Below are 26597 nucleotides of genomic sequence, written 5' to 3'. Positions count from 1 at the left end.
ACGACCGTGAACGCAATCCAGGTCATTGTCGGTCGCTGCCAGCCTTGGAACCACGCTTGCGATCATGATCTTCATTCCCCTGCCGTTCGTCGTCGCTCTGCTGCTCGTCATCCTGCTCGCGCAGATGATCCGCTCAAACGAGGCCGATCTGCGCGAGAACATCGTTTTCATGACGTTGATGGCGGCCTATGCCTTGCAGTCGGTGCTGATCGGCATCCGCTGGGGTTATGATGTCAGGGCAATGATGCCGGTTCAGTCGGTGCTGGCGACATTGATCGCGCCGCTTGCCTGGATCGCCTTCAGCGGCCTGACGAAGGAACCGTCGGAGCATCGCCTGGCACGGCTGTGGCCGCATCTGCTGCCCGCCTGCCTGGTTGCCCTGCTGCTGATCTTCTGGCGCGAGCCGGTCGGGCCGGTGATCATCCTGGTGTTCTTGTCGTATGGGCTCGCGCTTCTTTGGCTTGCGCTGGCCGGCCCGGATGTCCTTGTCGAATCACGTCTCGACGGTGCCTTGCGATCCTATCGGTCGCTGTGGGTGACGGCATTGGCGATCCTTGCTTCGCCGGTCACCGACATTATCATCAGTTTTGACATGCAATGGACCGGCGGCATTCATTCCGGCGCGGTGATTGCCGGCGGCAACGTGCTGGCGCTGCTGCTGCTCGGCGGTGCAGCCGCGGTTGCCAGCGAAACCGCTGCTCCGGACGAAGAGGAAGTTGATGGGTCGCAGACCGCGCCACGGGCAACCAGCGAAGATTCCGCGATCGCGGCGGCGGTCGACGTACTGATGCGGTCGAAGGAGCTTTACAAGGATGTTGATCTCAATCTCGGGCGCATCGCCAGGCGGCTCGGCCTGCCGGCGCGGCAAGTGTCGTCGGCGATCAATCGCATCCATGGATCGAGCGTGTCGCAATACGTCAACAACCAGCGGATCGACGAGGCGCGCCGCCTGCTGGCGACGACGGATGAACCCATCACCCGCATCATGTTCGACGCGGGTTTCCTCAGCAAATCGAACTTCAATCGTGAGTTCCTGCGCATCACCGGCCTGAGCCCGAAGGCCTGGCGGCTTGAGCGCCAGCCGCCAGGCGATGCGATGTCGGCCACATCCTTGTCAGACGGGGAAAATAACAACCGCGCGGCGCCAGTCAGGCGCCGACGAGTTCCCTGAGCGCCATGCGCTTGTAGCCGGCGACCAGCCTGTCTCCCTCTTGCCGCTCCACCGAGATCGCGAGCCGTATGGCGGCCTCGCCCATCTGCCAGACGAGAAGCGCGGTCGTCTCGAGCGCGATGGGGTCGGCGTCGGGACGCAAGCGCTTCAGCACCGTGACAAGGAATTCAGCATTCGCCCGGCTATCAGCCAGTTCAAGCTCGCGCAACGCCTTGTCGGCCTGCGTGCCCGACCAGATGTCGCGCATCACCGGCTCCGCCAGGAAGAGCCCGTAATAGATATCCACCAGCTCTGAAAACGCCTTCCGCAGGCCTTCGGCGTCGGCGACATCGGCCAGCGCGGCAGCAATGCAGGCCTGGCTTTCGGCTGTGTAGCGTTCGGCGAGCGCCCAGACGATGGCCCGCTTGTCCGGGAAGAACTGGTAGAGCGAGCCGATCGACACGCCGGCCCTTTCAGCCACCTCGCCCATGCGCATGGCGTCGCTGCCTTGCTCGGCGATCAGCACTGAGGCCGCCGCAAGCATGCGTTCGACCCGCTCGCGGCTGCGTTGCTGGCTCGGTGCCCGGCGCGGCGATGCGACCTGCCCATCCTGCGCGCCCGATAGCGCACTGCCTTCCATGACCGTCTCCCGACACATCGGCCGGCAACCCGGCTTGACTCTCAAAATACGAGGGTTTATCACGTTTTGCAAATGTGAGTATTACTCACATTTGTGAACAGAGGAAACCTATGATGAACGACACAGCATCGAAACCGATCCTGATCCCCGGCGGCACTGGCAAGACCGGTCGTCGCCTTGCCGAGCGCCTGACAGCACGCCGCCTGCCGGTCCGTATCGGCTCCCGCTCCGCCACACCGGCCTTCGACTGGGAGAACAAGGCGACATGGAAGCCCGCCCTTGATGGCGCGGGCGCCGTCTACATCAGCTACTACCCCGATCTCGCCGTGCCAGGCGCGGCCGAAGCCGTCGGCGAATTCGCTCGTCTTGCCGTGGCAAACGGCGTGCGCCGGCAGGTGCTGCTGTCGGGCCGAGGCGAACCGGAGGCGCAACGCGCCGAAGAGTTGCTCAAGGCCTCCGGCGCCGACTGGACCATCCTGCGCTGCGCCTGGTTTGCCCAGAATTTTTCCGAAAGCTTCCTGCTTGATCCCGTGCTCGCCGGTGAGGTGGCGCTGCCGGTCGGCGCGATCGGAGAGCCCTTTGTCGACGCCGACGACATCGCCGACGCTGCCGTGGCGGCCCTGACCCAACCCGGCCACGAGAACCAGCTCTACGAACTGACCGGGCCCCGATTGCTGACATTCGCCGAAGCGATCGTCGAGATTGCCAGGGCGGCCGGCCGCGAGATCCGCTACGCCCACATTTCCCATGCCGCCTTTGACGCCATGCTGCGGGAACAGCACGTTCCCGCCGAATTCGTCGGCCTGCTCAACGAACTGTTCACCGAAGTGCTGGATGGCCGCAATTCCTATCTGACGGACGGTGTCCAGCGCGTGCTTGGCCGCGCCCCGAGGGATTTTGCCGCCTATGCCCAAGAGGCGGCGGCGACCGGCGTCTGGAGCAAATGAGATGATCGCAAAATTTCTTCCCGCGCTCACCTTCGTCGCAGCGCTTGGCTCGGGCGTCGTCGCCGGCGTCTTCTTCGCCTTTTCCAGCTTCGTCATGCCGGGCCTTGGCCGCATGCCTGCCACAGGCGGTATTGCCGCCATGAACTCGATCAACGTCACCGCCGTGACCCCGCTGTTCATGACCGCTTTGTTCGGCACCGCACTTGTCTGCCTCATCGTCGGCATCGGCGCGGCGATGGGCTGGAGCCCGCGGGTTCGCTCTGGCTGATTGCCGGCGGACTGATCTATCTGGCCGGCATCGTGCTGGTGACGATTGTGTTCAATGTGCCGCTCAACGACGCTCTTGCCGCCGTCGATCCGGCAAGCACCAACGGCGCAAGCCTGTGGTCGCGATACCTCGACGAATGGGTGATGTGGAACCATGTCCGCACCGTCGCCGGCATCGCGGCGCTGGGCTGCTTCATCGCCGCATGGCGATGAGCGGGAGTTTCAAAGCCAGGGGTACCGCCTCAGGCGGAGTCCTTGGCCTTGTGCCCCCTGTCGGAATGACCGAGGTCGCGGTCCGGATCGATGACATCGCGGACCAACTGCTTGAGCTTCGCGGCCTCGGGAAAGCCGCCGTCGCGCTTGCGGTCCCAGACCAGCGTCTCGTTACAGCTGATGGTGAAGATGCCGCCAGTGCCGGGCACCAGCGCAACCTCACCCAAATCCGTGCCAAAGGTTGACAGCAATTCCTGCGCCATCCAGCCGGCACGCAGCAGCCATTGGCACTGCGTGCAGTAGGTGATGCGGATGGTGGGCAGTGCTGTCATTTTATCACTACGGTGGTTTTTGCCAGCCGGTCGTAGATGGGATCGCGCTTTCTCGCAAGCGAGACAAGAATCCAGATCGCCCATGCCAACCCGACGAGGCCGGCAACGACCATCAGCAAGGTATAGGATGGTGAGGTCATGATTGCCTGCAACTGAGCGGCATCTCTGACAAACATGACGATGCCAATCTCAAGTGCCAGGAACGGGAGAACCCCACCATACATAGCGATCTGACGCAGCAATGCCCGACCGAAAGGAATGCCGATGCTGGCAGGATTCTCGGCATCGACAACCCTGATCCCTGTCGCTAGCTTTCCGAAAGTTTCCCCAAACCTCCACTCCATGCAGACCATGTATGCAAGCAGCGACAGGATCGCGATCCAGGTCACATCGAAGGTGTCCTCCCTCGGCCGGCCTTCGGCATCGAGCGGATAGCTCCGAAAGAAACTGGTCTTTGTATGGCCGTTCACAGTGGTCTTGGCGACGATCAAAACGCGCCCGTTTACCAGACCGAAAAGGGATGTCCGACAATCCTGGATCGAGTTGAAACCATCCGGCGGCGCGGGCTGCAATCCATCTGGCAATTGACCGACTGGGCTGCAAATAGTGGTCTTGAAACCAAAACTTCCCTGAACCCAGCCATTCGTTTGGGAAAACAAGATCGCAACGACGACTTGCAGGGGAATGAGCACCAACGCTGCATCGCATAGCAACGCACCCAGACGACGCCAGAACCCGGCACGTGGACGCAACCACATGCCCTCCTTCGGCACCTCAGGCCGCGCTTCGTCAACAGTCATTCAGCCCCCCAGTCAAACCGAGGGATGCTGAACAATTCCAAAGAAATCTTCAATTGAACAACGCGTGAATAACGCGTCAACATTCCGAAATCTAGGCCGCGCTGAGTTTGGCCATGGTCTCGTCGTCGACTTCGAAATTGGCGTAGACGCTCTGCACGTCATCGTCATCCTCGAGCGTGGCGACCAGCTTCATCAGCGACTGCGCCCGGTCTTCGTCGACCGGAACATTGTTCTGCGGCTTCCAGATCAACTTCACCGATTCCGCTTCGCCGAGCGAGGCTTCCAGCGCCTTCGACACCTCACCGACATTCTCGAAGCCACAATAGATGGTGTGGCCTTCCTCGTCCGTTTCAACGTCATCGGCGCCGGCTTCGATCGCCGCATCCATGACCTTGTCGGCGCTGCCGGCGGAGGCCGGATAATAGATCTCGCCGGCACGGTCCCACATGAACGACACCGAGCCGGTTTCGCCCAGTGCGCCGCCGGCCTTGGTGAAGGCGGCGCGCACGTTGGATGCCGAGCGGTTGCGGTTGTCGGTCAAGGCCTCGACGATGACGGCGACGCCACCTGGCCCATAGCCTTCATAGCGCACGGCTTCGTAGCTTTCGGCATCACCCATCGAGGCCTTGTTGATGGCGCGCTGGATGTTGTCCTTGGGCATCGACACCGCCTTGGCGTTCTGCACCGCAAGACGTAGGCGCGGATTCATCGATACATCCGGCGTCCCGCTCTTGGCGGCAACGGTGATTTCGCGCGCCAGCTTGGAAAACATTTTCGACCGCACCGCGTCCTGGCGGCCCTTGCGGTGCATGATGTTCTTGAACTGTGAATGGCCAGCCATGGCACCCCTGTCGTGTTCGGCTAGAGCACCCTGCGGCCGAGCGCTATCGCCCGGCATGTGCAGAAAGGCTCGAATTAAAACTCAAGAACGTCCCTGGTGCGTCCGGATGAACGTACGGCGTTCTGTTTCGGAATGGCCGGCTTATAGATAAATCGGCTCAATTCGTCCAGCCGCACTGTCGTCACGGCCGAACGCCTCCCGCAACGATGGCCGCCGATCGTTCATCCATCGAGCTCGGATTTCAGCCCGTCGATGATGCTGAGCGCATGCGTGGCGTACTGGCTGATCCAGCGATCATGGATATGCTTGATCGGCAGCGCATTGAGATGGTTCCAGCGCTCGCGCCCCTCCCGCCTGGGAACGACCAGATCAGCCTCCTCCAGCACCTTGAGATGCAGCATCACGGTGCAGCGATCCATGTCGGGAAAGGCTTCGCACAGCATGCCGGTGGTCTTCGGCGTGTCCTTCAACTGATCCAGCAATTCACGCCGGCGCGGATGCGCCAGCGCCTTGAAAACATGGTCATCCTGCGATCCACTTGACATGTTATGTTTCTATAACATAGCGTTGATGCAATCAAGGAAGGAGCTGTGGATATGTCTCTTGGATTCAGGATTTCCGGCCGCATCGGCAGGCCGGTCGCAGAGGTCTTCGACGCGGTTCTCAATCCGAAGAAGCTGAGCGGCTATTTCACCACCATCGGCGGCGCCAGCGCTCCACTGGTGGCGGGCGCCGGCGTCGTCTGGTGGGGCAAGGTGCCGGTCGAGGTCGACGAGGTGGTCAAGGACAATCGCATCGTGCTGCGCTGGGACGCCACCGATGCCGACGGCAAGCCGGCCTACAAGACGCGCATCGAGATGAATTTCGAGTCGCTCGACGATGGCGGCACCTTCGTCACCATCGCCGAGAGCGGCTGGCAGGAAGGCGCGGTCGGCCTGAAGAAATCCTACCTCAACTGCGAGGGCTGGTCGCAGATGCTGGCCTGCATGAAGGCCTATGTCGAATACGGCATCAACCTGCGCGACGGTTACTACCGCAGCGAGATGAAGGGGGAACCCGCCAACGAAAGCAATATCTGACAGTCAAGACGAAGGAGCCAACAATGACCGCAACGATCACCGGCGGCATCAACATCGCCATGAAGGTGCCGCCGCACCAGTATCACGCGACGATCGCCTTCTACCGGGATGTCGTCGGCCTGAAGCCGTTCACCGCCAAGGCGCCGGCCGTCGGCTTCGAACTCGGTCCCAATCGGCTGTGGATCGACGAAGCGCCTATGATGAGCCAGGCCGAGGTCTGGCTGGAACTCTTCACTGACGATTCTTCCGCCGCCGCCTCGCGCCTCGGCGAGGCCGGCATCGTGCGTTGCGATGCCATCGAACCTCTGGGTGAGGGTTTTCGCTGCTTCTGGATCACCAGCCCGGCCAGCATCGTTCACATGGTGCGCGAACCCGACACCTGGTGACGACCAGGCTAACGGGCCGCCGGCAGTCGACGGCCCGATCTGCTCAGATCGAGTCTCCCTGGCTCAATGCCCGCCGCCCTTGCTTGCCTTCTTCCGGCGCCGCGCCAGCATGTTGAGCCCCTCGACCAGTGCCGAGAAACCCATGGCGGCGTAGATGTAGCCCTTGGGCACATGATAGCCCATGCCGTCGGCGATCAGCGTCATCCCGATCATCAGCAGGAAGCCAAGCGCCAGCATGACGATGCTCGGGTTCTTGGCGATGAAGTCCGCCAGCGGTCCGGCCGCCAGCATCATCACGCTCACCGCCACGATGACGGCGATGTACATGATGGCGATCTCGTCGGTCATGCCTACAGCGGTGATGATCGAATCGATCGAGAAGACGAGGTCGAGCAGCAGGATCTGGAAGATCGCCCCGGCGAGCGAAATCTTGAGCGTCCCGCCCAGCATCGTGTCCTGGTGATCGTCTGGATCGACCGTGTGGTGGATCTCCTTGGTCGCCTTCCAGACCAGGAACAGGCCGCCGGCGATAAGGATCAGGTCGCGCCAGGAGAAGCCGTGGCCGAAGGCGTTGAACACCGGCGCCGTCAACTGGACGATGATCGAGATGGTGGCCAGCAGCACCAGCCGCATGATCAGCGCGGCCGAGATGCCGAGCCGGCGTGCCTGTGCCCGCTGCCCCTCCGGCAACTTGTTGGTCAGGATCGAGATGAAGATCAGATTGTCGATGCCGAGCACGATCTCCAGCACCACCAGCGTCAGCAGCGCAATCCAAGCGGTCGGGTCATGGACAAAGGCAAAGTAAGGCGTCAGAAATTCGATAAGCTGCATGGAGGTCGTCGTTCCCTCTTGTAACGATCTGAAGCAGATGTCGCCGGCAATTAGGTACTGCGAACGCCTATATCAATGTCACGACCAGAAAGAAGGTGCGGTTTCTTCTAGCCGGGGGCCGCGACGAAACGGCGCGATCCTCTCCGTCAGCCCCGTGCGGTCGGAAATGTCGACACCGACGCCGCACAGCGTCGCCGGTCCGGTTGCCGCCTCGAAACGCCCTTTCGGCACTTTCGACAGGAACCGGTTGAGCGGCTCCTCCTTGTCCATGCCGAGCGAGGAATCGTAGTCACCGCACATGCCGGCGTCCGACATGTAGCCGGTGCCGCCGTTGAGGATCTGGTGGTCGCCGGTGGGTTGGTGCGTATGGGTGCCGATGACCAAGCTGGCGCGGCCGTCGACGAAATGCGCGAAGCACATTTTTTCCGAGGTCGCCTCGGCATGGAAATCGATGATCACCGCATCGGACTGCTCGCCGAGCGGACAGGCGGCGAGCTCGCGCTCACCGGCCTGGAACGGATCGTCGAGTTCGGGGTGCATGAACACCCGCCCCATGATGTTGGCGACCAGCACACGCGCGCCGTTTTTGGCGATGTAGACGCCAGAGCCACGCCCAGGTGTGCCCTTGGGAAAATTGGACGGACGCAGGAAGCGCTCCTCGCGCGGCGCGAAGCCAAGGGCATCGCGCTGGTCCCAGACATGGTTGCCGGTGGTAACGACATCGGCACCGGCCGCGATCGTCTCGCGGAAAATATCCTCGGTGATTCCGAAACCGCCGGCGGCGTTCTCGCCATTGACGATGACGAAGTCGAGTTTGAAGTCGGAGATCAGCCCTGGCAGCTGTTCCCACACCGCCGTGCGTCCCGTTTTGCCGACCATGTCGCCGAGGAAGAGAAGTCTCATCTACGCTTGATCCCGAAAAGTTGCATGACTTTTCGGCAAAGATCATGCGTTTCAAAGAACTATCTACAATTCCGGCGTGAACCGGCGCAACCCGCTCTCGGTGAGTATTTCCGGGATGACCACGTCATGGGGTTCGTCCGGAACCAGCAGGACTTCCTGGCAGTCGAAGGCAATGCCGACCAGCCGGGGCGGATGACCCTTGTCGATCAGCTTGGCAATGGCGCGGTCATAGTAGCCGGCGCCGTAACCGATGCGGTGGCCACGCGCGTCGAAAGCCGCGAGCGGCACCAGCATGACCGTGGGATCAAGAACTTCGGCTTCGGCATGGGGCCCGACAGTACCAAAGCCCATATCGACCATGGGCGCGCCGCGTACCAGTTCGCGAAAGACGATGGTTGTCTTGTCGAGGATGGCCGGCAGGCAGAGCCTTGCCCCCTGCTCGCGCAAGGCGAACATCAGCGGCCTGACATCGACCTCCGAGCGCATCGGCCAGAAGCCGGAGACGATCTGGCCGGGCTCGATCTCAAGATGATCGCGCGCCGTCTCGGCCATTTCGAGCGCCGCCTCCACCCGCCAGAATTCATCGAGCGCGTCGCGGCGGCCGAGTGCTTCCTTGCGAAGATGTTTTTTCAGGTCTTTGGGAGAAGTCATGTCTTTGGGAGAAGTCATGCGGCCACGGTAGAAAAGGTCGGAAATCGATGGCGTTACGGAAGCGACGTTTTCTACCGCATGATCCACCAAAGGGTGAGTGGACCTTTCGCATTGAGTGACGATCCACACAACCGGTGGAGAGAGCGATCCCGGGAACCTACAAAGTAGGTGGGCGCCGTATGAGAAAACCCACGGGTCTTCCCAGGGACAGCTCCCTAGGGATGATTAAGGCCCCGGGGAAAATGTTCTCCTGCCGGGAAGCACAGATCGTCTCCCCTGATATAGGCCTGTTGCAGCCTATAGACCAGATGCCCGAGCGTTCTCCGTGGCTTTATTCGCGACGCGTCCCTGCCACCAGACCAGAGCCGGCACCGCCAGCAACTCGACGCAAAGCCCGGCCATGTGACCCACTGACGGTTCGCCGGCCGCAAGCAGCGAGTAAAGCCGCGCCAGCCCACCCGCGAAAGTGCAGGCCGCGAGCAGCCGAAACCGCTCGGTCCTGGTCTCTATGCCGGGAATGCAGGTATACCAGGCGATGCCGACGGCGAGGAAGAAGCCGGACAGGAAGCGGAAATGGCTGTCCAGGTCGACCGGCCACGGAGCCGTGACATTCAGGAAGTCCGGCCCCGACAAGATGCCTTCGAACCCGACCAGCACCGGCGTAGCCGCCAGCACCCCGACCACCACTTGCAACTCCATCTTGCCAAATGTTCCTTGCTTCACCGCTGCCGCCCCCGGTCCGGCATTGGACCTGACATAGAAACGAGGATTCCGCCGCGAGGTTTCACATCCGCTTCACTGCGGCGCCTTGCGCAGGCCAAATCGTCTCCTTACGGTCGCCGGAACGAACCGAGGAGCAAAAATGCGTTTCGAAGGCACGGCGGCTTATGTCGCCGACAAGGATCTGATGGTGGCCGTCAACGCGGCGATCGCGCTGGAACGGCCATTGCTGGTCAAGGGCGAGCCCGGCACCGGCAAGACCGAATTGGCCCGTCAGGTGGCGGCCGCACTCGGCCTCGACCTGATCGAATGGCACGTCAAATCAACGACCCGCGCGCAGCAGGGCCTTTACGAGTACGACGCCGTCTCGCGGCTGCGCGACAGCCAGCTCGGCGACGACCGCTTCAACGACATTGGAAACTACATCAAGCGCGGCAAATTGTGGGAGGCATTCGCCGCCGGCAAAAAGGTCGTGCTTCTGATCGACGAGATCGACAAGGCCGATATCGAGTTCCCCAACGACCTCTTGCAGGAACTCGATCGAATGGAGTTCTTCGTCTACGAGACCGGCGAGACGATCCGCGCCTCGGTCAGGCCGATCGTCATCATCACCTCCAACAACGAGAAGGAACTGCCGGACGCTTTCCTGCGCCGCTGCTTCTTCCACTACATTCGCTTCCCCGATGTCGACACGCTGCACAAGATCGTCGACGTCCACTATCCTGGCATCAAGCAGAACCTGGTGCGGGCAGCGCTCACCCAGTTCTACGAGATCCGCGAAGTGCCCGGCCTGAAGAAGAAGCCATCGACATCCGAGGCGCTCGACTGGATACGCCTGCTGGTCGCCGACGACATCGCGCCGGAAGATTTGCGCGCCGACCCGAAGAACGCGCTGCCCAAGCTGCACGGCGCGTTGCTGAAGAACGAACAGGATGTCCATCTGTTCGAGCGGCTGGCGTTCATGGCGCGAAGGCAGGGGTGACTCGGCCTCTGGCGCCGAAGATCATGAAGCTGATGACGGCAAGGGCAAGAACGCCGATCCCGCAATAGAGCGTGACCCAGCCAAAACCGTTGACCAAGGCGGCGTGCACGATGGCCCCTGACGGGTCGAGGATCGCGAGCCTGGGCGAGGTTTGCGATAGGCCATCGAGATTTCCGGTGGCGATCCTTTCCGCCAGCGCGCGCAGCTCACTCGCATCGAGAGCCCCGCCAAAAGCGTTCCGCAGATAGGAAACGATGCCCTGCGTCAACAGCAGGCCCAGCACCGCGATGTTGATTGCCAGCGTGATCAGGCGCGCGCTGATATCGATGCCTGAGGCCATGCCGGCACGGTCAGCCGACACCGAGCCTGTCGTGGTGTTGGTGGTTGGCGAATTGGTCAAGCCTATGCCGATGCCGGCGATCAGCGTGCCGGGCAGCATGGTCAGCCAGTTGGCTCCCTCGAGCCCGGACCCTATCCTCATGGCGATGAAGCCGATCCCCAATGTCAGCAACCCCAGCGGGATCGCGACGCGCGCCTGGTAGCGCGCACGAATGCGCTCGGCGATCGCGGGCATCAGCATGAAGGGCAGCGTGTAGGCGAGCAGCAACAGGCCGGTCGTGGTGCTGCCGTAGCCGAGAACTCCCGAAAAATAGATCGGCAGATATATGATGAACGGCCAGTAGCTGAAATTCATGCCGATGCCGCCCATGATCGCGCCCGAAAATTGGCGGATGCGGAACACGGAGAAATCGAACATCGGATAGGGGCTGGTCTTCTCGGCAACGAGGAACGCGATGAAGGCCAGCACGGCCGCGATGGTCACGCCAATGCGGGCACCGGACCCAAGATCAGCCCCTTGCGTGATCAGATAGGAGAAGCCGAAGACGGCAAAAGAGAGTGTCAGAATGCCAGCACGGTCGAGTTTCTGGGCGTTGGCGTCGCGCGATTCGGTGACACCGGCGCCGATGAAGACCAGGGCAAGGATCGCCAGCGGCACATGGATGAGGAACACCCACTCCCAACTCGACAGCGCTACGATCAACCCGCCAATGGCGGGGCCAAAACCAAGCCCGATGCCGGAGACGACGCTCCAGGCCACGAAAGCCTTGCTCCGGTCACGACCGTCTTGAAACTGGTGGGACAGCACGGCGACGCTGCAGGTAAACATCGCGCCCCCCGCAAGACCTTGCAGGAAGCGCGCGACGATCAGGAGGGAAGCGTTGGGTGCCAGGCCGCACAGCAGGGAGGTGACGCCGAACGAGATGGTGGCGATCACCATCACGCGTTTGCGGCCGAAACGGTCAGCCAAGGTCCCCGTCGCCATCAGCACCGTGGTGCAGGCGATGGTGTAGGCGTTCATGATCCATTGCAGATCCCTGAAGTCGGCGGCGAGCACGCTTTCCAGTTTCGGGAGGATGACCGGCACACTGGAGATTTCGAGGCCGAACAACAGCGAGGCAAGGCAGACGCCCGCAAGCGCAACGGTGTTTCGGTCAACTTGAAAAATCATATCCATCACTTTCTATCGGCGTATTCGGAGAGAGGCTGGGATCGGCGCTCTTCAAACTGCGGTCGAGATGAGATAGACGAGGTTTGACCATGAAAAAAGACGATGCATCTCTATTTCAGAGATGACAAAATGGAATAGCCGAAATGACGAGCCTTGATGTCGACGCCGTGCGCATCTTCGTGATGGTGGCAGATCTGCAGAGCTTCACCCGCGCCGCGGCCGCGCTGGGCAGCACCCAGGCGACGATCAGCGTCAAGCTGCGCCGCCTGGAAGAGAAGCTCGGCGCGCGTCTGATCGAACGAACGCCACGCCGCGTGGCGCTGTCGGCCCGGGGAGCCGTTTTCCTCCCCGCGGCACGCGAATTCCTGGCCTCCCACGAACGCGCGCTCACGGAATTCTCAGCGGCGTCGTGCCGGCTTGCTCTCGGCTTTGTCGACCATGTCGCTGGGCCAGAGCTGTCCACACTGATAGCCCGGCTTCATGCCCATGATCCCTCACTGGCGCTCAATGTCAGGATCGATACCAGCTCCTTGCTGGAAGAAGCGTTCGATCGCGGCGAACTCGATGCGGTCATCGTGCACCGGGAAGATGGCAGCCGCCGTGGCGAAACCTTGTCGCGCACCCATTATGGCTGGTTCGCCGCCCCTTCCTTCGAATGGCGACCCGAAACGCCTCTGCGGCTGGCCCTTCTGAGCATGGTATGCAACTGCCCGGACCGCCTGAGGGCGGTCGAAGCGCTGGACAAGGCGGGCATCGCCTGGAACGAGGCTTTTGTCGGCGGCGGCGGCGTGGCGGTCAACATCGCGGTGTCGGCCGGCTTCGCCGTTTCCGCCCTCGCCTACCGTGTCGTTCCCCCCGGCCTGGTCGAGGTCGGCCGCAAACTCGGCCTTCCACCCATTCCCTCGTCCGAGATCATCCTGCATTCGCATGCTTTGACGCCTCACGCGAGAGAGGCCCTGCACATGCTTACAACTGCTTTTCGCGAGTATAATTTGCCGGCAGGGTAGAGTGAGATATTGCTGATCCTGATTCTATCGAGGTTCAGACTTCAAAGGGAAATGAAATGACTGACATCACCGTCCGCCCGCTTGCACAGTCCGATCACGCCGACTGGCGGCGGCTATGGACCGATTATCTCACCTTCTATGAAACCAAGCTGCCGGAAGAGGTCTATGTCGTTACCTGGAAGCGGCTGTTCACCGAAGGCGAGTTCGAGCCGAAGGGCTTCATCGCCACGCTCGACGGCAAGGCTGTCGGCCTCACCCATTACCTCTACCACCGCTCCGGCTGGTCGGAGAAAAACAACTGCTACCTGCAGGACCTGTTCGCCGACCCGGAAGTGCGTGGCAAGGGCATCGGTGCGGCGCTGATCAAGGCGGTGAAGGAAGAGGCCGCAAAGATTGGCGTCAAGAACGTCTACTGGATGACGCACGAGACCAACGCCACCGCGCGCAAGCTCTACGACCATGTGGCGCGGCGCACAGGCTTCATCGAGTATGATTTGCTATAGATAGATCATGTTCATCCCCTTCTTCCTCGAACTGAAGGCAGCCCGCGTTCCCGTCTCGCTGCGGGAGTATCTGTCTTTGCTGGAAGGCCTGGAAGCGGGGCTGGTCGATTACGATGTCGAGGGTTTTTACTATCTCGCCCGCACCGCGCTGGTGAAGGATGAGCGGCATATCGACCGTTTCGACCAGGTGTTTGCGCATGTCTTCAAGGGCATCGAGGCGCTGGGCGGCCCGGATGCCGTCGATGTCGCTGGTATTCCCGAGGAATGGCTGCGCCGCCTCGCTGAAAAGCATCTGACCGAGGAAGAGAAAAAGCTGGTCGAGGCGCTCGGCGGCTTCGAAAAGCTGATGGAGACCTTGAAGCAGCGGCTCGAGGAGCAGAAGGGCCGCCATCAGGGCGGCTCGAAATGGATCGGCACCGGCGGCACCTCGCCGTTCGGCGCCTATGGCTACAATCCCGAAGGCGTGCGCATTGGCCAGCATGAAAGCCGCAACCGCCGCGCGGTGAAGGTCTGGGACAAGCGCGAGTTCAGGAATTTCGACGATGCCGTCGAACTCGGCACCCGCAACATCAAGATCGCGCTGAAGCGCCTGCGCCGCTGGGTGCGCGAAGGGGCCGAGGAAGAGTTTGACCTGCCCGGCACCATCCACGCCACCGCCGAGCACGGCTATCTCGACGTGCGGACACGGCCCGAACGGCGCAATGCCGTGAAACTGCTGATGTTCTTCGATGTCGGCGGCTCGATGGACGACCACATCAAGAGCGTCGAGGAGCTGTTTTCAGCCGCCCGCGCCGAATTCCGCCAGCTCGAATATTTCTACTTCCACAACTGCCTCTACGAGGGCGTGTGGAAGGACAATCGGCGCAGGCATGCAGAGGTGATACCGACCTTCGACCTGCTGCACAAATATGGTCCCGACTACAAGGTGATCGTCGTCGGCGATGCCTCGATGAGCCCTTACGAGATCGCGCACCCCGGCGGCTCCGTCGAACATTGGAACCCGGAGGCCGGCGCTGTCTGGCTCGGCCGCCTGCTGCAGCAATGGCCGAACGCTGTATGGCTCAATCCGGAAAACCAGAAGAACTGGGGCTACACCCATTCGATCACGATCATCCGCGACATTTTTGGCGGCCGCATGTTCCCGCTGACGCTCGCCGGGCTGGAAGGCGCGACGAAGCAGCTTTCAAGGAAACACTGAATGGACCGGCGAGAATCCCGATGACCTGCTTCCTCTGCCTGCAATGCGGCGTCCAGTTGGCGGCAACGGAGACACCGCCGGAACACTGCCCGATCTGCGAGGACGAGCGGCAATATGTGCGCTGGGAGGGTCAGGCCTGGACGACCTCGCAGGAGCTCGCCAACGGTCACCGCGTGGTGGTCAAGGACGATACCGGCGTTCTCGCCTTCGGCATCGAACCGCGCTTCGCCATTGGTCAGCGGGCGCTGCTGGCTCAGACGCCGCACGGCAATGTGCTGTGGGACTGTATCTCGATGGTCAGCGACGAGGCGGTCGCCGAAATCAACCGTCGCGGCGGCCTGTCAGCGATCGCCATCTCGCACTGCCACTATTATTCGGTGATGGTCGAGTGGAGCGAGGCTTTTGGCGGCGTGCCGATCTATCTCCACGCCGACGACCGCCAATGGATCATGCGGCCACACAAGGCGATCGTCAGCTGGGAGGGCGAGACAACAGCCCTAAATCCTTCGCTGACACTCATCCGCTGCGGCGGCCACTTTGCCGGTGGGCAGGTCCTGCACTGGAAGCGCGACGGCGGCAACACCTTGCTGACCGGCGATATCGTGCAGGTGACGCCGACACGCAGCCATGTCGGCTTCATGTACAGCTATCCGAACTACATCCCGCTGAATGCGGCGGCGGTGCGCCGCATTGCCACCGCGCTGGAGCCCTTCGCGTTCGACCATATCTACGGCGCTTGGTGGAACCAGAACATTATCGGCGGCGCAAGGACGGCGTTCGATGCATCGGTTGCGCGCTATCTCGCGGCGATCGCATGAGAACCCGATCGAAAATGCGGGCAAACCCTGTAACAAATGCCTATCTGGTGCGAATATGAGGTTGCAATCAATAACGAGCCGCCAAGGCTGAGGAGATCAAATGGACACCCACACCTATCCTGTCACCCGCACCGACGCCGAATGGCGCGCCCGGCTGACGCCGGAGCAGTATGCCGTCATGCGCGCCCACGGCACCGAGCGGCCAGGCAGTTGCGCCTTGCTCTACGAGAAGCGTGCCGGCACCTTTTCCTGCGTCGGCTGCGACCAGCCGCTGTTCGAATCCAAGCTGAAGTTCGAGAGCGGCACCGGCTGGCCGAGCTTCAACGATCCGGTTCCAGGTTCAGTCGAGAACACCGTCGACCGCAGCTACGGCATGGTCCGCACCGAATGCCACTGCGCCCGCTGCGGCAGCCATCTCGGCCATGTCTTCGAGGACGGCCCGCCGCCGACCGGCCTGCGCTACTGCATCAACGGCGTGGCGCTGAAATTCGAGCCGGCAGCTTGAACAGCAATCTGATTGTTTGATCATAAGGGCGGCTTCGGCCGCCCTTTTCATGTGCTGAGCTTGCAAGGCGTCCCATTCTACCCAACCGCCAGAACTGCCTCAGACCACAACCGTCAGGATCAGCCACAACGAGGCGCCCAGCGTCATCATCCAGGCCTTGGCGCCGGGAGATTTTTCGGCGGTTCGCCAGACAGCCAAGGTCAGGAACAGATTGTAGGGCACCGGCGCGAAATGCATCGCCAGCACAAGCGCGAGCGGCATCTTCAGCCCGAGCAGAACAAGCGCCACCACCGACGACGCAATGCTGATTGCGGTGCCGACAAGAACCAGGTCACGCCAGAACAGGCGGTCCAGCGGTACAGCGCCTCGCCAGCGCAGGCGAAAGAAGGATGTGACGGCTTCGGGAAACACCGGTGATCTATCCCTGCCCGAGAATCTCGGTCACGGCCCGCTCGACCCGTGAGGCCTCCGTCACCAGCCAGTCGGTCATCGCCGGCCAGTTGTCCTCGGCAAAGCAGTGACCCGCCAGAGCGAATTGATGCCCAGGCCCGGCGAGCGCTGTTCCGGGCGAAGGTTCAGCCTGTTTTCAATCGCCGGCTGGAAGGGTTTCAATCGCGACCAGACGTCAGTGGCGCCAAGCTTCTCGTTGCGGCCGAAGAAGACGCCGACGACATTCTCGCCCGGCGCCACATACATCGAGAGGACGAGCCCGAATTCCGGCAGTCCGCGCTGCCAGAACCAGGGCCCGTGCTTTGCGCGGCGGGCCCGCTCCTCGGGATGCCTCTGGTCGAATAGGGCCCAGAAGCCGCGATGCCGGAATTCAGAGGCGCGGCGGGCGCCGAAGTCGAACTCGCTCATGGCCCGAACCATATGGCGGCAAGCCCCATCGGCCCGCCAAAACTATTGCCGGCTATTACACCATGCCGAGCGCGGCCATGTAGAGGTCGAGGATGGCATCCTCTTCCTGCCGCTCTGCCTGGTCCTTCTTGCGCAGCCGGATGATCGTGCGCATCGCCTTTGGTGTCGAAGCCGGTGCCCTTGGCCTCGGCGAACACTTCCTTGATGTCCTCGGAAATGGTTTTCTTCTCTTCCTCGAGCCGCTCTATGCGCTCGATGAAGGCGCGCAACTGGCCGGCGGCAACAGTCTGGCTGGTATCTGTGATGTCGTCGGCCATGTTCTTCTCCAATTTCTGCGTCGCGACTCGGAGAACATCCGGCGCTTTTCAGCCGGTTCGAATGCCCGACCGGGGACAGTGGGTCAAGCCGTTATCTATGCGGCATGAAGGGTTGCCGCCAAACACCGACAGCCCCGTTTCGGCAAGGGCCTTGTCAGCCGAAGGCGATCAGCAAATCCTTGGCATCGATCTGGTCGCCGGCTTTGACCAGAACTTCGACGATTTTGCCGTCTCGCTCGGCATGCAGCGCCGTTTCCATCTTCATCGCCTCGATGGAGAGCAGCACGTCGCCGGCCTTCACCGTCTGGCCGGTGGCAACGGAGAGCGCGGAGACAACACCCGGCATCGGCGCGCCGACATGCGCCTCATTGCCCGGCTCCGCCTTGCGCCGCGCCTTGGCAGCGGACGCGCCATGCGCCCTGTCTGGGACCTTCACGCGGCGTGGCTGGCCGTTGAGCTCGAAGAACACGGTGACCATGCCCTTGTCATCGACATCGCCGATGGCGAGACACCGGACCACCAGCGTCTTGCCCTTTTCGATGTCGACGAAGATCTCGCCTTCCGGCTTCATGCCGTAGAAATAGGTTGGCGTCGGCAGCACGCTGACCGGTCCGTAGGTTTCCTGCGCGCCGGCGAAATCCGAAAACACCTTCGGATACATCAGCCACGAGGCGAACTCGAATTCGCTGAGCTTGCGTTCAAGCTTTTCCTCGATCTCCTTGCGGCTCGCCTTGAGATCCGCCGGCTTGAGCAGCGAGCCCGGCCGTACCGTGATCGGCTTTTCGCCGTTGAGCGCCTTCTGCTGCAGCGCCTTCGGCCAACCGCCCGGCGACTGGCCGAGGTCGCCGCGCAGCATCGACACGACAGAGTCCGGGAAGGCGATATCCTTGTCCGGATTCTCGACATCGGCGACCGTCAGGTCCTGGCTCACCATCATCAGCGCCATATCGCCGACCACCTTCGACGACGGAGTCACCTTGACGATGTCGCCGAACATCAGGTTGACGTCGTGATAGGTCTGCGCCACCTCGTGCCAGCGTGTTTCAAGCCCGAGTGAGCGCGCCTGCTCCTTCAGGTTGGTGAACTGTCCACCGGGCATTTCGTGCAGGTAGACTTCGGAAGCCGGCCCCTTGAGATCGCTTTCAAAGGCAGCGTACTGGTTGCGCACCGCTTCCCAGTAGAACGAGATGTTCCTGATCCATTGCGGGTCGAGGCCCGGATCGCGGTCGGTACCCTTGAGCGCCTCGACGATCGAGCCAAGACATGGCTGCGAGGTATTGCCCGAGAAGGAATCCATTGCCGCGTCGATGGCGTCGACGCCGGTCTCCACCGCCGCCAGGACCGTCGCCGCCGACAGGCCGGAGGTGTCATGCGTATGGAAATGGATCGGCAGGTCGGTCGCCTCGCGCAGCGCCTTGAACAGCTCGCGCGCGGCGGACGGCTTCAGCAGTCCGGCCATGTCCTTGACCGCGATGATATGAGCGCCGGCAGCCTGCAATTCGCTGGCAAGGCCGACATAGTATTTCAGGTCGTATTTGGCGCGCGCCGGGTCGAGAATGTCGCCGGTGTAGCAGATCGCCGCTTCGATCAGCTTGCCCTCGGCGCCGACCGCATCCATGGCGACGCGCATGTTCTCGACCCAGTTCAGGCAATCGAAGACACGGAACAGGTCGATGCCACCGGCGGCTGCCTGCTTGACGAAATGCTGCACGACATTGTCGGGATAGTTGGTGTAGCCGACGCCATTAGCGCCGCGCAGCAGCATCTGCAGCAGCAGATTGGGCGCTCCCTCGCGCACCAGCGACAGCCGCTCCCATGGGTCTTCGGTGAGGAAGCGCATGGCGACATCGAATGTCGCGCCACCCCAGCACTCCAGGGACAGAAGCCGCGGCAGAGCGCGCGCATAGGTGCCGGCGATACCGGCAATGTCATGCGTGCGCACGCGCGTTGCCAGCAGCGACTGATGCCCGTCGCGCATGGTCGTGTCGGTGACCAGCACCTCTTTCCGCTCGCGCATCCAGGTCGCGAATTTCTCCGGGCCCAGCACGTCGAACTTCTGCTTGGAACCGCTGGGCACATTGCCATTGAGATAGGGAACCACGGGCGCGGCGGCGTCGGCCTTGGGTTGCGGCCGCCCGCGCGTCTCGGGATGACCGTTGACCGACACGTCGGCAAGGTAATTCAGCAGCTTGGTGGCGCGGTCCTGCCGCTTGACCTGCTGGAACAGTTCCGGCGTCGTGTCGATGAACTTCGTCGTGTAGGAATTATCGGCGAAGCTCGGGTGATTGATGATCGCTTCGAGGAAGGTGAGATTAGTCGCCACGCCGCGAATGCGGAATTCGCGCAGCGCGCGGTTCATGCGCGCGATGGTCTCGGCCGGCGTCGGCGCCCATGCGGTCACCTTCTCCAGCAGGGGGTCATAGAAACGGGTGATGACCGCGCCGGAATAGGCGGTGCCGCCATCGAGGCGGATGCCGAAGCCGGTCGCACCGCGATAGGCGGTGATGCGGCCGTAGTCTGGAATGAAATTATGCTCGGGGTCTTCGGTGGTGATGCGGCACTGCAGCGCATGGCCGTTCAGCCTGATGTCCGCCTGCGCCGGCACGCCCGATTCCGGCGTGCCGATGGCGAAGCCGTCGAGGATGTGTATCTGCGCCTTGACAATGTCGATGCCGGTAACCTGCTCGGTGACGGTATGCTCGACCTGGATGCGCGGATTGACCTCGATGAAGTAGAATTTGCCGGTGTCGGCATCCTGCAGGAACTCGACCGTTCCCGCGCCGATATAGCTGGTCTCGCGGGCGATCTTCAGCGCGTGGCCGCAAAGCTCCTCGCGCTGCGACATTTGGAGATAGGGCGCCGGCGCGCGCTCGACCACCTTCTGGTTGCGGCGCTGGATCGAGCAGTCGCGTTCGAACAGATGCACGGCGTTGCCATGCGTGTCGCCGAGTATCTGCACCTCGACATGGCGGGCGCGTTCGATCAGCTTTTCGAGATAGACCTCGTCCTTGCCGAAGGCGGCCTTCGCCTCGCGCTTGCCTTCCGTCACCTCGCGGGCGAGGTCGGCCTCGGAGCGGATGGCGCGCATGCCGCGCCCGCCGCCGCCCCACGATGCCTTCAGCATCACCGGGTAGCCGATCTCCTTGGCCAGTTTCTTCACCGCGTCCATGTCGTCCGGCAGGGGATCGGTGGCGGGAATGACCGGGACGCCGACCTCGATGGCCAGATTGCGCGCCGCGACCTTGTTGCCAAGCCTGCGCATCGTGTCGGGCTTTGGCCCGATGAAGGTGATGCCGGCCTCGGCGCAGGCGTCGGCGAATTCAGGGCTTTCCGACAGAAGCCCATAACCGGGGTGGATCGCATCGGCGCCCGAAAGCCTGGCGACACGGATCACCTCCTCGATCGACAGATAGCTTTCGATCGGCCCCATGTCCTTGGTCAGGTGCGGCCCGCGCCCAACCTGGTAGCTCTCGTCGGCCTTGAAGCGGTGCAGCGAATATTTGTCTTCCTCTGCCCAGATCGCCACGGTTTTGAGGCCGAGTTCATTGGCCGCGCGAAAGACACGGATGGCGATTTCTGACCGGTTGGCGACGAGGATCTTCGTGATGGCCAAGGACAAGGCTCCAGACACTGACGGGAGGGAAACTGGAGCCATGATTAGCGCGAAAATGCTGCAGTGCAAACAGAATCGGAATGCAGCTAAACCGATTTAAATCGATTCTTTGTTGCAAATCTCCGCGCATTCATTCCGGCACGCAAAAGATGCAACGACAATTCTCGGTTCACGCGCCATCCTGCCTAGGCCGAAAGCCGGCTCAGCAAGGTGATTTCGCTTTCGGACAGGTCAGCCGTCAAACGAAAAATGCCCGGCGCAAGCGCCGGGCATTCCTATAATATCGCGGTCGACAGGCTTACATCTTCTGGATGTAGGTGTACTTGCCGTCGGCGCCCTTCTTCCATTCGTACATGACGTAGCCGGGCAGCGTCGGATCGCCCTTGGCGTCATAGGACAGGTCGCCGAGAACGGTCTTGAACGGACCATTTTCATGCAGCGCCTTGGCGACTGCCTGCGGGTCGTTCGACTTGGCGGCCTTTGCGGCTTCCGCGATCGCCTGTACGGCGGCGTAGGCGTAGAGCGTGTAGGCTTCCGGCTCGAAACCCTGAGCACGGAACTTCTCGACGAGCTCCTTGTTCGCGGGGATGAGGCGCGGATCCGGGCCGAACGTGTTGAGCGTGCCAGCAACCGCGTCACCCGCGATCGAGGCCAGTTCGTTCGACACGATGCCATCGCCGGACACCAGTGTCGCCTTGAGGCCCTGGTCAGCCGCCTGGCGAATGATCAGGCCGGCTTCGGTCTGCAGGCCGCCCCAATAGATGATGGTAACGCCGGCTTCCTTCATCTTGCCGATCAGCGCCGAGAAGTCCTTGTCGCCGACATTGATGCCTTCATACATGACTTCCGTGAGGCCCTTGGCATTCATGGCCTTCTTGGTCTCGTCGGCAAGGCCCTGACCGTAAGTGGTCTTGTCGTGGACAACCGCGATCTTGGCGTCCTTGAAGTTCGCGGCCAGATAAGCGCCGGCGATGGCGCCCTGCTGGTCATCACGTCCGCAGGTGCGGAACACGTTCCACAGGCCACGCTCGGTGTACTTCGGATTGGTCGCGGCCGGCGTCACTTCGACGATGCCGTTTTCCGCGTAGACTTCCGATGCCGGGATCGAGACGCCCGAGTTGAAGTGCCCGACCACGAACTTTACGCCGTCGCCGACGAACTTGTTGGCAACCGAGATGCCCTGCTTCGGATCGGAGACATCGTCGCCGACTTCGAGCTTGATCTGCTCGCCATTGATGCCGCCCTTGGCATTGATATCGGCGACAGCCGCTTCGGCGCCCTTCTGCAGCTGTGCGCCGAAGGCCGCGTTCGGGCCGGTGATCGGACCGGCAACGCCGAACAGTATGTCAGCCCACGCGTTGCCGCTGAACGCGACGAGCGCGGTCAGGGCGACGGCGGACAAAAGTGACTTTTTCATTTAAACGCTCCCATTATCGGAGTAGGCGTGGATGACGCTTTCATGCGATGCCCACTCTTATCGCAGAAAGCATAGTTTGCCGATTTTCAGGCACTTGTCACGCCGATTCATCCCCGAAACGGCGTTAATGATGAACGTCAACCTTTCGGCTTCCAGCTCAAAAGCGAAGCTCTTTCGTAGAGCCAGTTATACTGTGTAACCATCTGGTTGGTACGCGTGTATTGATAGCCGATGAAGCCCAGGATCATCAGCACAATTGTATCGACGATGTAGTAATGCAACGAGAACATCGTGCCGTTGAACAGCGCGTGATGGATGAACCTGATGCCAATGCCGAGGCCGAGCATATAGGCGAACAGCTGGATGAAGCTGCGCCAGGTCTGGGCGCTGGCCTTGCCTGTCATCCATGCCGCCCAGCCGCCGAGCAGGCAGGTGACGAAGAAGAACTGCCAGATTGACGGTTCCTCGTAGAGAATGCCTTGCATGATGATGTCTCCTGGGATCAGTGATGCCCACCTTCGAGATAGGCGGCGCGCACTTCCGGATTGGCGAGCAGTTCCTTGCCGGTACCGCTCATCGTCACATTGCCGTTGACCATGACATAGCCGCGCGTGGCGAGCTTCAGCGCGCCGAAGGCGTTCTGCTCGACAAGGAACACGGTCAGCCCCTGGGTGCGGTTCAGCTCGCGAATGGCATCGAAGATCTGCTTGACGATCAGCGGTGCGAGACCGAGCGACGGCTCGTCGAGCAGAAGCAGTTTCGGCCGCGCCATCAGCGCGCGCCCGATCGACAGCATCTGCTGCTCGCCGCCCGACAGGGTGCCGCCGCGCTGGGCGATGCGCTCCTTCAGTCGTGGGAACAGCGAGAACACCTTCTCGACATCCTCGGCATAGTGCTTGAGATTGTCGAGGCTGGCGCCCATCTGCAGGTTTTCCATCACCGTCATGCGCGGGAAGATGCGTCTGCCCTCGGGCGACTGGGCGATGCGCATGCGCGCGATCTCGTGCGTCGGCATCTGGGTGATGTCGGTGCCGGCGAAGGTGATGGTGCCCGCGCGAGCGCGTGGAGCACCAAAAATGGTCATCATCAGCGTCGACTTGCCGGCGCCGTTGGCGCCGATCAGCGCCACGATCTCACCCTGGTTGACGTGAACGTCGACGCCGTTCAGCGCCCGGATGTTGCCGTAGTACGTCTGGACGCCCTTGATATCGAGCAGCGTTGTGCCAGTCATCATTTACGCCCTCCGCGCTTGCCAGCCGACGGCGCGGCGGTCGTCTTTCCGGAAGCATGACTTGTCGCCACTTTCCCCTCATCGACCCGGCGCGAGAACTCGGTGTCCTTGCCGCTTGCCAGAAGCTTGGCCTGCTTGACCCACTCCTCGCGGGCGATACGTCCATCGAAGGCGAGATAGGCTTCGGCGGCTTCGACGTCGGATTTTTTCCAGGCGCCTATCTGGTCGAAATGGAAGATCCCGTGTTCGTTGAGCTTCTTCTCGTTGACCGTGCCGATCCCCTTGATGCGGGTCAGATTGTCTGCCTTGCCGTCGCGCGGCGCGGCAAGCCGGTTGGAGACGCCGACCGTCTTCGCCGGCGCCTTGGCGGCCGGCCTTGCCGCATTGGGTTTCGCGGCCGACTTGGCCGGCGAAGCAGGTTTGGCCGGCGAAGCGGGCTTTGCAACAACAGGTCGGCTTACCACGGCCGCTGCGCGCGCATCGACCTGTGCCGCCTTCGAGGCGCCCTTCGCCACCGTGACGCGCTCGCCCGAACTGTGGCCGACCGTGTCCGTTACCGGCCCGGCGAGATACGACGACGACGTCCCCGGGCCATGCGCGGCATCGGGGCCGGTGTCGAGCTGTTCGATGACATCCTCGTCGCCGACCTCGATAAGCACCGTCTCGACCTCCTCATCGTCGACGCCCAGATAGGCGGCGATGACGCGCGGGTCGGTACGCACCGACTGCGGATTGCCGTCGGAGATCTTGCGGCCGTATTCGAGCACCACGACGTGGTCGGAAATCTGCATGACCACCGACATGTCATGCTCGATCAACAGGATCGACGTGCCCGACGTGTTCTTGATGTCCATCAACAGCGTATTGAGCGCCAGCGATTCCTTGGGATTGAGGCCAGCGGCCGGTTCGTCGAGGCACAGAAGCTCCGGACCCGTGCACATGGCACGTGCGATCTCCAGCCGCCGCTGCGCGCCATAGGGCAGGTCACCGGCCGGATCGTCGGCGCGGTCGACGAGGTCGGCCTTTTCCAGCCAGTGTTTGGCCAGGTCGATCGACTCGGCCGCGGCCTTGCGGTAGCTGCTAAAACCGAACAGGCCGAGCATGGTATAGCCCGACGCCTTCATCAGCTTGTTGTGTTGGGCGACCAGAAGGTTTTCCAGCAATGTCATGCCAGAGAACAGACGGATATTCTGGAAGGTACGCGCCACCTTGGCGCGCGCCGGGATTTCGTGGTTCGGCAGGCGTTCCAGCAGGTAGCTGGTGCCGTCCTGGCGGTTGAGCGTGATCATGCCCTCGGTGGGCTTGTAGAAACCGGTTATGCAATTGAACACGGTGGTCTTGCCGGCCCCGTTCGGGCCGATCAGTGCGGTGATCTCGCCGCGCTTGGCGGTGAAGGACAGGTCGCCGATGGCGACCAGGCCACCGAACTTCATCGACAGATGGTCGACCTGAAGGATAGCGTTTTTCATGGAAGGGTTCGCATTCATCAGCCGTGTCCTTCCTTGGTGAAGGATCCTGATACTGCCTTGCGCTCCTTGAGGAACGCGGTTGGTTCGCGACTACCGACAAAACCTCGCGGCTTCCACAGCATGACGATGACCATGGCCATGCCGAACAGCAGCATGCGGTAGAGTTCCGGGGTGAAGTCCTGCCCGAACACCGCCTTGAGGAAATCCAGTTCGCGCAGGATTTCCGTCCCGCCGATCATCACCAGCGCCGCGATGGCGATGCCGACCAGCGAACCCATGCCGCCGAGCACGACGATGGCCAGGATGATCGCCGACTCCAGGAAGACGAAGGATTCAGGGCTGACAAAGCCTTGCCGCGCGGCGAAGAACGAGCCGGCAAAACCGCCGAACATGGCGCCCGTGGCAAAGGCGGTGAGCTTGGTGGTGGTGGTGTTGATGCCGAGCGAGCGGCAGGCGATCTCGTCCTCGCGCAGTGCCTCCCAGGCGCGACCGACTGGCAGGCGGCGCAGCCTGATGGTGACGAAGGCCGTGAGCAGGCAGAGCCCAAGGATCAGGTAATAGAGGAAGATCTTGTAGTAGGCGCCCGACTGGGCAATGCCGAGGACCTTGGCGATGTAATTCGGGTCCGAGACGTTGAACGACATCAGCCCGAAGAAGGAAACCTTCGGGATGCCGGAAATGCCGGCCGAACCGTTGGTTACCTCGCGCCAGTTGATGATCACAAGCCGGATGATCTCGCCGAAGGCCAGAGTCACGATCGCAAGATAGTCGCCCCGCAGGCGCAGCACCGGAAAGCCGAGCAGCACGCCCCAGAAGGCGGCCATGGCGCCCGCTGCCGGCAGCAGGATCCAGAACGACAGCCCGTAATGCGTGCCGAGCAACGCATAGGCATAGGCGCCGACCGCGTAGAAGGCGACATAGCCGAGGTCGAGCAGGCCGGCCAGGCCGACAACGATGTTCAGCCCCCAGGCCAGCATCACATAGATCAGGATCTGGATGCCGAAATTGTCGACCCACTTCAGCGAGCCCTGGAAGCCAACCAGCAGGACGATCACGATCGGGTACACCAAGAGGACGGCGATGCCTATCTTGTTGAAGTTGCGGCGCACGAAGCTGGGATCGGCGGCGACAGCCGGGGCCTTGGCCTTTTGCTCCTTGGCGCGCTCCATCGCTGGCTGCGCGAAACCGACATAAAGGAACCGCCCCACGGCAGTGGCAATCACCACGGCGGCGAGCAGGCCCCAGCGTTGCACCAGGATCAGCTCATTGGAAATGTTCTGGTCGGTCTTCAGCCCGATGAACAGCACGAACAGGCCAAGCGAGATGGCGCCTGCGTAGAATGCCTCGCGCAGCGCGCGCTGCATGGGAGGGGCGACGACGTCGCGCTCCGGAGATACGGTGACTGCCAT

General features: G+C 62.1%; 28 protein-coding genes, 1 other RNA gene and 2 pseudogenes. 11 read left to right on the top strand and 20 right to left on the bottom strand.

What is annotated here, in order from left to right:
* Nucleotides 1-64: 64 nt before the first annotated feature.
* Nucleotides 65-1171, top strand: coding sequence for a helix-turn-helix domain-containing protein (locus LGH82_RS21965; protein WP_227344727.1), 1107 nt, complete (start codon nucleotides 65-67; stop codon nucleotides 1169-1171).
* Here LGH82_RS21965 and LGH82_RS21960 read toward each other — a convergent pair.
* On the bottom strand, nucleotides 1149-1790 hold the full coding sequence (locus tag LGH82_RS21960; protein WP_227344726.1) for a TetR/AcrR family transcriptional regulator: 642 nt from the start codon (nucleotides 1788-1790) through the stop codon (nucleotides 1149-1151). The two genes, LGH82_RS21965 and LGH82_RS21960, sit on opposite strands and share 23 nt — an antisense overlap.
* Nucleotides 1791-1903: 113 nt before the next feature.
* Between LGH82_RS21960 and LGH82_RS21955 the strand changes: the two genes are divergently transcribed.
* Nucleotides 1904-2737, top strand: a complete 834-nt coding sequence (locus LGH82_RS21955) for an NAD(P)H-binding protein (protein ID WP_227344725.1) — start codon at nucleotides 1904-1906, stop codon at nucleotides 2735-2737.
* A gap of 1 nt (nucleotide 2738) precedes the next feature.
* Nucleotides 2739-3217 (top strand): annotated as a pseudogene (locus LGH82_RS21950) (DUF1772 domain-containing protein).
* Nucleotides 3218-3246: 29 nt separating this feature from the next.
* Here the strand turns inward: LGH82_RS21950 and LGH82_RS21945 are convergent.
* The 4 genes from LGH82_RS21945 to LGH82_RS21930 all read right to left on the bottom strand — a co-directional run bounded on the left by LGH82_RS21945 (nucleotide 3247) and on the right by LGH82_RS21930 (nucleotide 5735).
* The gene (locus tag LGH82_RS21945) at nucleotides 3247-3549 is read right to left on the bottom strand and encodes a SelT/SelW/SelH family protein (protein ID WP_227344724.1); all 303 of its coding nucleotides are present in this window, start codon (nucleotides 3547-3549) and stop codon (nucleotides 3247-3249) included.
* On the bottom strand, nucleotides 3546-4349 hold the full coding sequence (locus LGH82_RS21940; RefSeq protein WP_227344723.1) for an RDD family protein: 804 nt from the start codon (nucleotides 4347-4349) through the stop codon (nucleotides 3546-3548). Before LGH82_RS21940 ends, LGH82_RS21945 begins: the two co-directional genes overlap by 4 nt.
* Before the next feature lie 91 nt (nucleotides 4350-4440).
* Nucleotides 4441-5190, bottom strand: a complete 750-nt coding sequence (locus tag LGH82_RS21935) for a YebC/PmpR family DNA-binding transcriptional regulator (protein ID WP_227344722.1) — start codon at nucleotides 5188-5190, stop codon at nucleotides 4441-4443.
* Between the two features lie 221 nt (nucleotides 5191-5411).
* Nucleotides 5412-5735 (bottom strand): ArsR/SmtB family transcription factor, encoded by a 324-nt coding sequence (locus LGH82_RS21930; RefSeq protein WP_227344721.1) that lies wholly within the window; start codon nucleotides 5733-5735, stop codon nucleotides 5412-5414.
* Between the two features lie 51 nt (nucleotides 5736-5786).
* Between LGH82_RS21930 and LGH82_RS21925 the strand changes: the two genes are divergently transcribed.
* Nucleotides 5787-6269, top strand: a complete 483-nt coding sequence (locus LGH82_RS21925) for an SRPBCC domain-containing protein (RefSeq protein ID WP_227344720.1) — start codon at nucleotides 5787-5789, stop codon at nucleotides 6267-6269.
* A 23-nt stretch (nucleotides 6270-6292) separates the two neighbouring features.
* Entirely contained in the window at nucleotides 6293-6655 is a 363-nt protein-coding gene (locus tag LGH82_RS21920) for a VOC family protein (RefSeq protein WP_227344719.1), read from the top strand.
* Between the two features lie 63 nt (nucleotides 6656-6718).
* Here the strand turns inward: LGH82_RS21920 and LGH82_RS21915 are convergent, their stop codons facing one another.
* The 5 genes from LGH82_RS21915 to LGH82_RS21895 form a co-directional block, all read right to left on the bottom strand.
* Nucleotides 6719-7486, bottom strand: a complete 768-nt coding sequence (locus LGH82_RS21915; protein WP_227344718.1) for a TerC family protein — start codon at nucleotides 7484-7486, stop codon at nucleotides 6719-6721.
* A gap of 78 nt (nucleotides 7487-7564) precedes the next feature.
* Nucleotides 7565-8389 carry a YmdB family metallophosphoesterase gene (locus LGH82_RS21910; protein WP_227344717.1) on the bottom strand — a complete coding sequence of 275 codons (825 nt, stop codon included), beginning with the start codon at nucleotides 8387-8389 and terminating at the stop codon, nucleotides 7565-7567.
* A gap of 63 nt (nucleotides 8390-8452) precedes the next feature.
* Nucleotides 8453-9040, bottom strand: coding sequence for a 5-formyltetrahydrofolate cyclo-ligase (locus tag LGH82_RS21905; RefSeq protein ID WP_227344716.1), 588 nt, complete (start codon nucleotides 9038-9040; stop codon nucleotides 8453-8455).
* Nucleotides 9041-9156: 116 nt separating this feature from the next.
* A non-coding RNA gene (ssrS, locus tag LGH82_RS21900) (6S RNA) lies at nucleotides 9157-9312 on the bottom strand.
* Between the two features lie 25 nt (nucleotides 9313-9337).
* A complete protein-coding gene (locus LGH82_RS21895; protein ID WP_227344715.1) occupies nucleotides 9338-9739 on the bottom strand; it encodes a DUF4345 domain-containing protein in 402 nt (133 codons plus the stop codon).
* Nucleotides 9740-9902: 163 nt separating this feature from the next.
* Between LGH82_RS21895 and LGH82_RS21890 the strand changes: the two genes are divergently transcribed.
* Nucleotides 9903-10742 carry an AAA family ATPase gene (locus LGH82_RS21890; RefSeq protein ID WP_227344714.1) on the top strand — a complete coding sequence of 280 codons (840 nt, stop codon included), beginning with the start codon at nucleotides 9903-9905 and terminating at the stop codon, nucleotides 10740-10742.
* Here the strand turns inward: LGH82_RS21890 and LGH82_RS21885 are convergent.
* The gene (locus LGH82_RS21885; RefSeq protein ID WP_227344713.1) at nucleotides 10720-12252 is read right to left on the bottom strand and encodes an MFS transporter; all 1533 of its coding nucleotides are present in this window, start codon (nucleotides 12250-12252) and stop codon (nucleotides 10720-10722) included. The genes LGH82_RS21890 and LGH82_RS21885 overlap by 23 nt on opposite strands.
* Nucleotides 12253-12395: 143 nt before the next feature.
* On the opposite strand from LGH82_RS21885, the gene LGH82_RS21880 reads away from it, so the two are divergent.
* The 5 genes from LGH82_RS21880 (at nucleotide 12396) to msrB (ending at nucleotide 16283) form a co-directional block, all read left to right on the top strand.
* Nucleotides 12396-13259, top strand: a complete 864-nt coding sequence (locus tag LGH82_RS21880) for a LysR family transcriptional regulator (RefSeq protein WP_227344712.1) — start codon at nucleotides 12396-12398, stop codon at nucleotides 13257-13259.
* A 56-nt stretch (nucleotides 13260-13315) separates the two neighbouring features.
* The gene (locus tag LGH82_RS21875; protein WP_227344711.1) at nucleotides 13316-13762 is read left to right on the top strand and encodes a GNAT family N-acetyltransferase; all 447 of its coding nucleotides are present in this window, start codon (nucleotides 13316-13318) and stop codon (nucleotides 13760-13762) included.
* A 7-nt stretch (nucleotides 13763-13769) separates the two neighbouring features.
* Nucleotides 13770-14960 carry a vWA domain-containing protein gene (locus tag LGH82_RS21870; RefSeq protein WP_227344710.1) on the top strand — a complete coding sequence of 397 codons (1191 nt, stop codon included), beginning with the start codon at nucleotides 13770-13772 and terminating at the stop codon, nucleotides 14958-14960.
* Between the two features lie 20 nt (nucleotides 14961-14980).
* Nucleotides 14981-15778, top strand: a complete 798-nt coding sequence (locus LGH82_RS21865) for an MBL fold metallo-hydrolase (RefSeq protein ID WP_227344709.1) — start codon at nucleotides 14981-14983, stop codon at nucleotides 15776-15778.
* 100 nt (nucleotides 15779-15878) lie between these two features.
* Nucleotides 15879-16283 carry a peptide-methionine (R)-S-oxide reductase MsrB gene (gene msrB / locus LGH82_RS21860; RefSeq protein WP_227344708.1) on the top strand — a complete coding sequence of 135 codons (405 nt, stop codon included), beginning with the start codon at nucleotides 15879-15881 and terminating at the stop codon, nucleotides 16281-16283.
* Nucleotides 16284-16382: 99 nt separating this feature from the next.
* On the opposite strand, the gene LGH82_RS21855 is transcribed toward msrB, so the two are convergent.
* From LGH82_RS21855 to livM, 9 genes and pseudogenes are all read right to left on the bottom strand, one after another.
* Nucleotides 16383-16694 (bottom strand): hypothetical protein, encoded by a 312-nt coding sequence (locus tag LGH82_RS21855; protein WP_227344707.1) that lies wholly within the window; start codon nucleotides 16692-16694, stop codon nucleotides 16383-16385.
* Between the two features lie 75 nt (nucleotides 16695-16769).
* Nucleotides 16770-17141 (bottom strand): hypothetical protein, encoded by a 372-nt coding sequence (locus LGH82_RS21850; RefSeq protein ID WP_227344706.1) that lies wholly within the window; start codon nucleotides 17139-17141, stop codon nucleotides 16770-16772.
* Between the two features lie 55 nt (nucleotides 17142-17196).
* Nucleotides 17197-17458: pseudogene (locus LGH82_RS21845) on the bottom strand (DUF2312 domain-containing protein).
* Between the two features lie 154 nt (nucleotides 17459-17612).
* Complete coding sequence (gene pyc / locus LGH82_RS21840; RefSeq protein WP_227344705.1) at nucleotides 17613-21071, bottom strand: pyruvate carboxylase; 3459 nt, start codon at nucleotides 21069-21071, stop codon at nucleotides 17613-17615.
* 298 nt (nucleotides 21072-21369) lie between these two features.
* Nucleotides 21370-22488 (bottom strand): branched-chain amino acid ABC transporter substrate-binding protein, encoded by a 1119-nt coding sequence (locus tag LGH82_RS21835; protein ID WP_227344704.1) that lies wholly within the window; start codon nucleotides 22486-22488, stop codon nucleotides 21370-21372.
* A gap of 137 nt (nucleotides 22489-22625) precedes the next feature.
* Nucleotides 22626-22973: a DUF6867 family protein gene (locus LGH82_RS21830; RefSeq protein WP_227344703.1), complete on the bottom strand. Its 348-nt coding sequence runs from the start codon at nucleotides 22971-22973 to the stop codon at nucleotides 22626-22628.
* 17 nt (nucleotides 22974-22990) lie between these two features.
* Nucleotides 22991-23719 carry an ABC transporter ATP-binding protein gene (locus LGH82_RS21825; RefSeq protein WP_227349657.1) on the bottom strand — a complete coding sequence of 243 codons (729 nt, stop codon included), beginning with the start codon at nucleotides 23717-23719 and terminating at the stop codon, nucleotides 22991-22993.
* Nucleotides 23719-25206, bottom strand: coding sequence for an ATP-binding cassette domain-containing protein (locus LGH82_RS21820; protein WP_227344702.1), 1488 nt, complete (start codon nucleotides 25204-25206; stop codon nucleotides 23719-23721). Before LGH82_RS21820 ends, LGH82_RS21825 begins: the two co-directional genes overlap by 1 nt.
* Nucleotides 25206-26597, bottom strand: a complete 1392-nt coding sequence (gene livM, locus LGH82_RS21815; RefSeq protein ID WP_227344701.1) for a high-affinity branched-chain amino acid ABC transporter permease LivM — start codon at nucleotides 26595-26597, stop codon at nucleotides 25206-25208. Before livM ends, LGH82_RS21820 begins: the two co-directional genes overlap by 1 nt.

This window comes from Mesorhizobium sp. PAMC28654, from assembly GCF_020616515.1.
Classification (GTDB): Bacteria; Pseudomonadota; Alphaproteobacteria; order Rhizobiales; family Rhizobiaceae; genus Mesorhizobium.
This window is presented reverse-complemented; position numbering and strand designations above follow the sequence as displayed.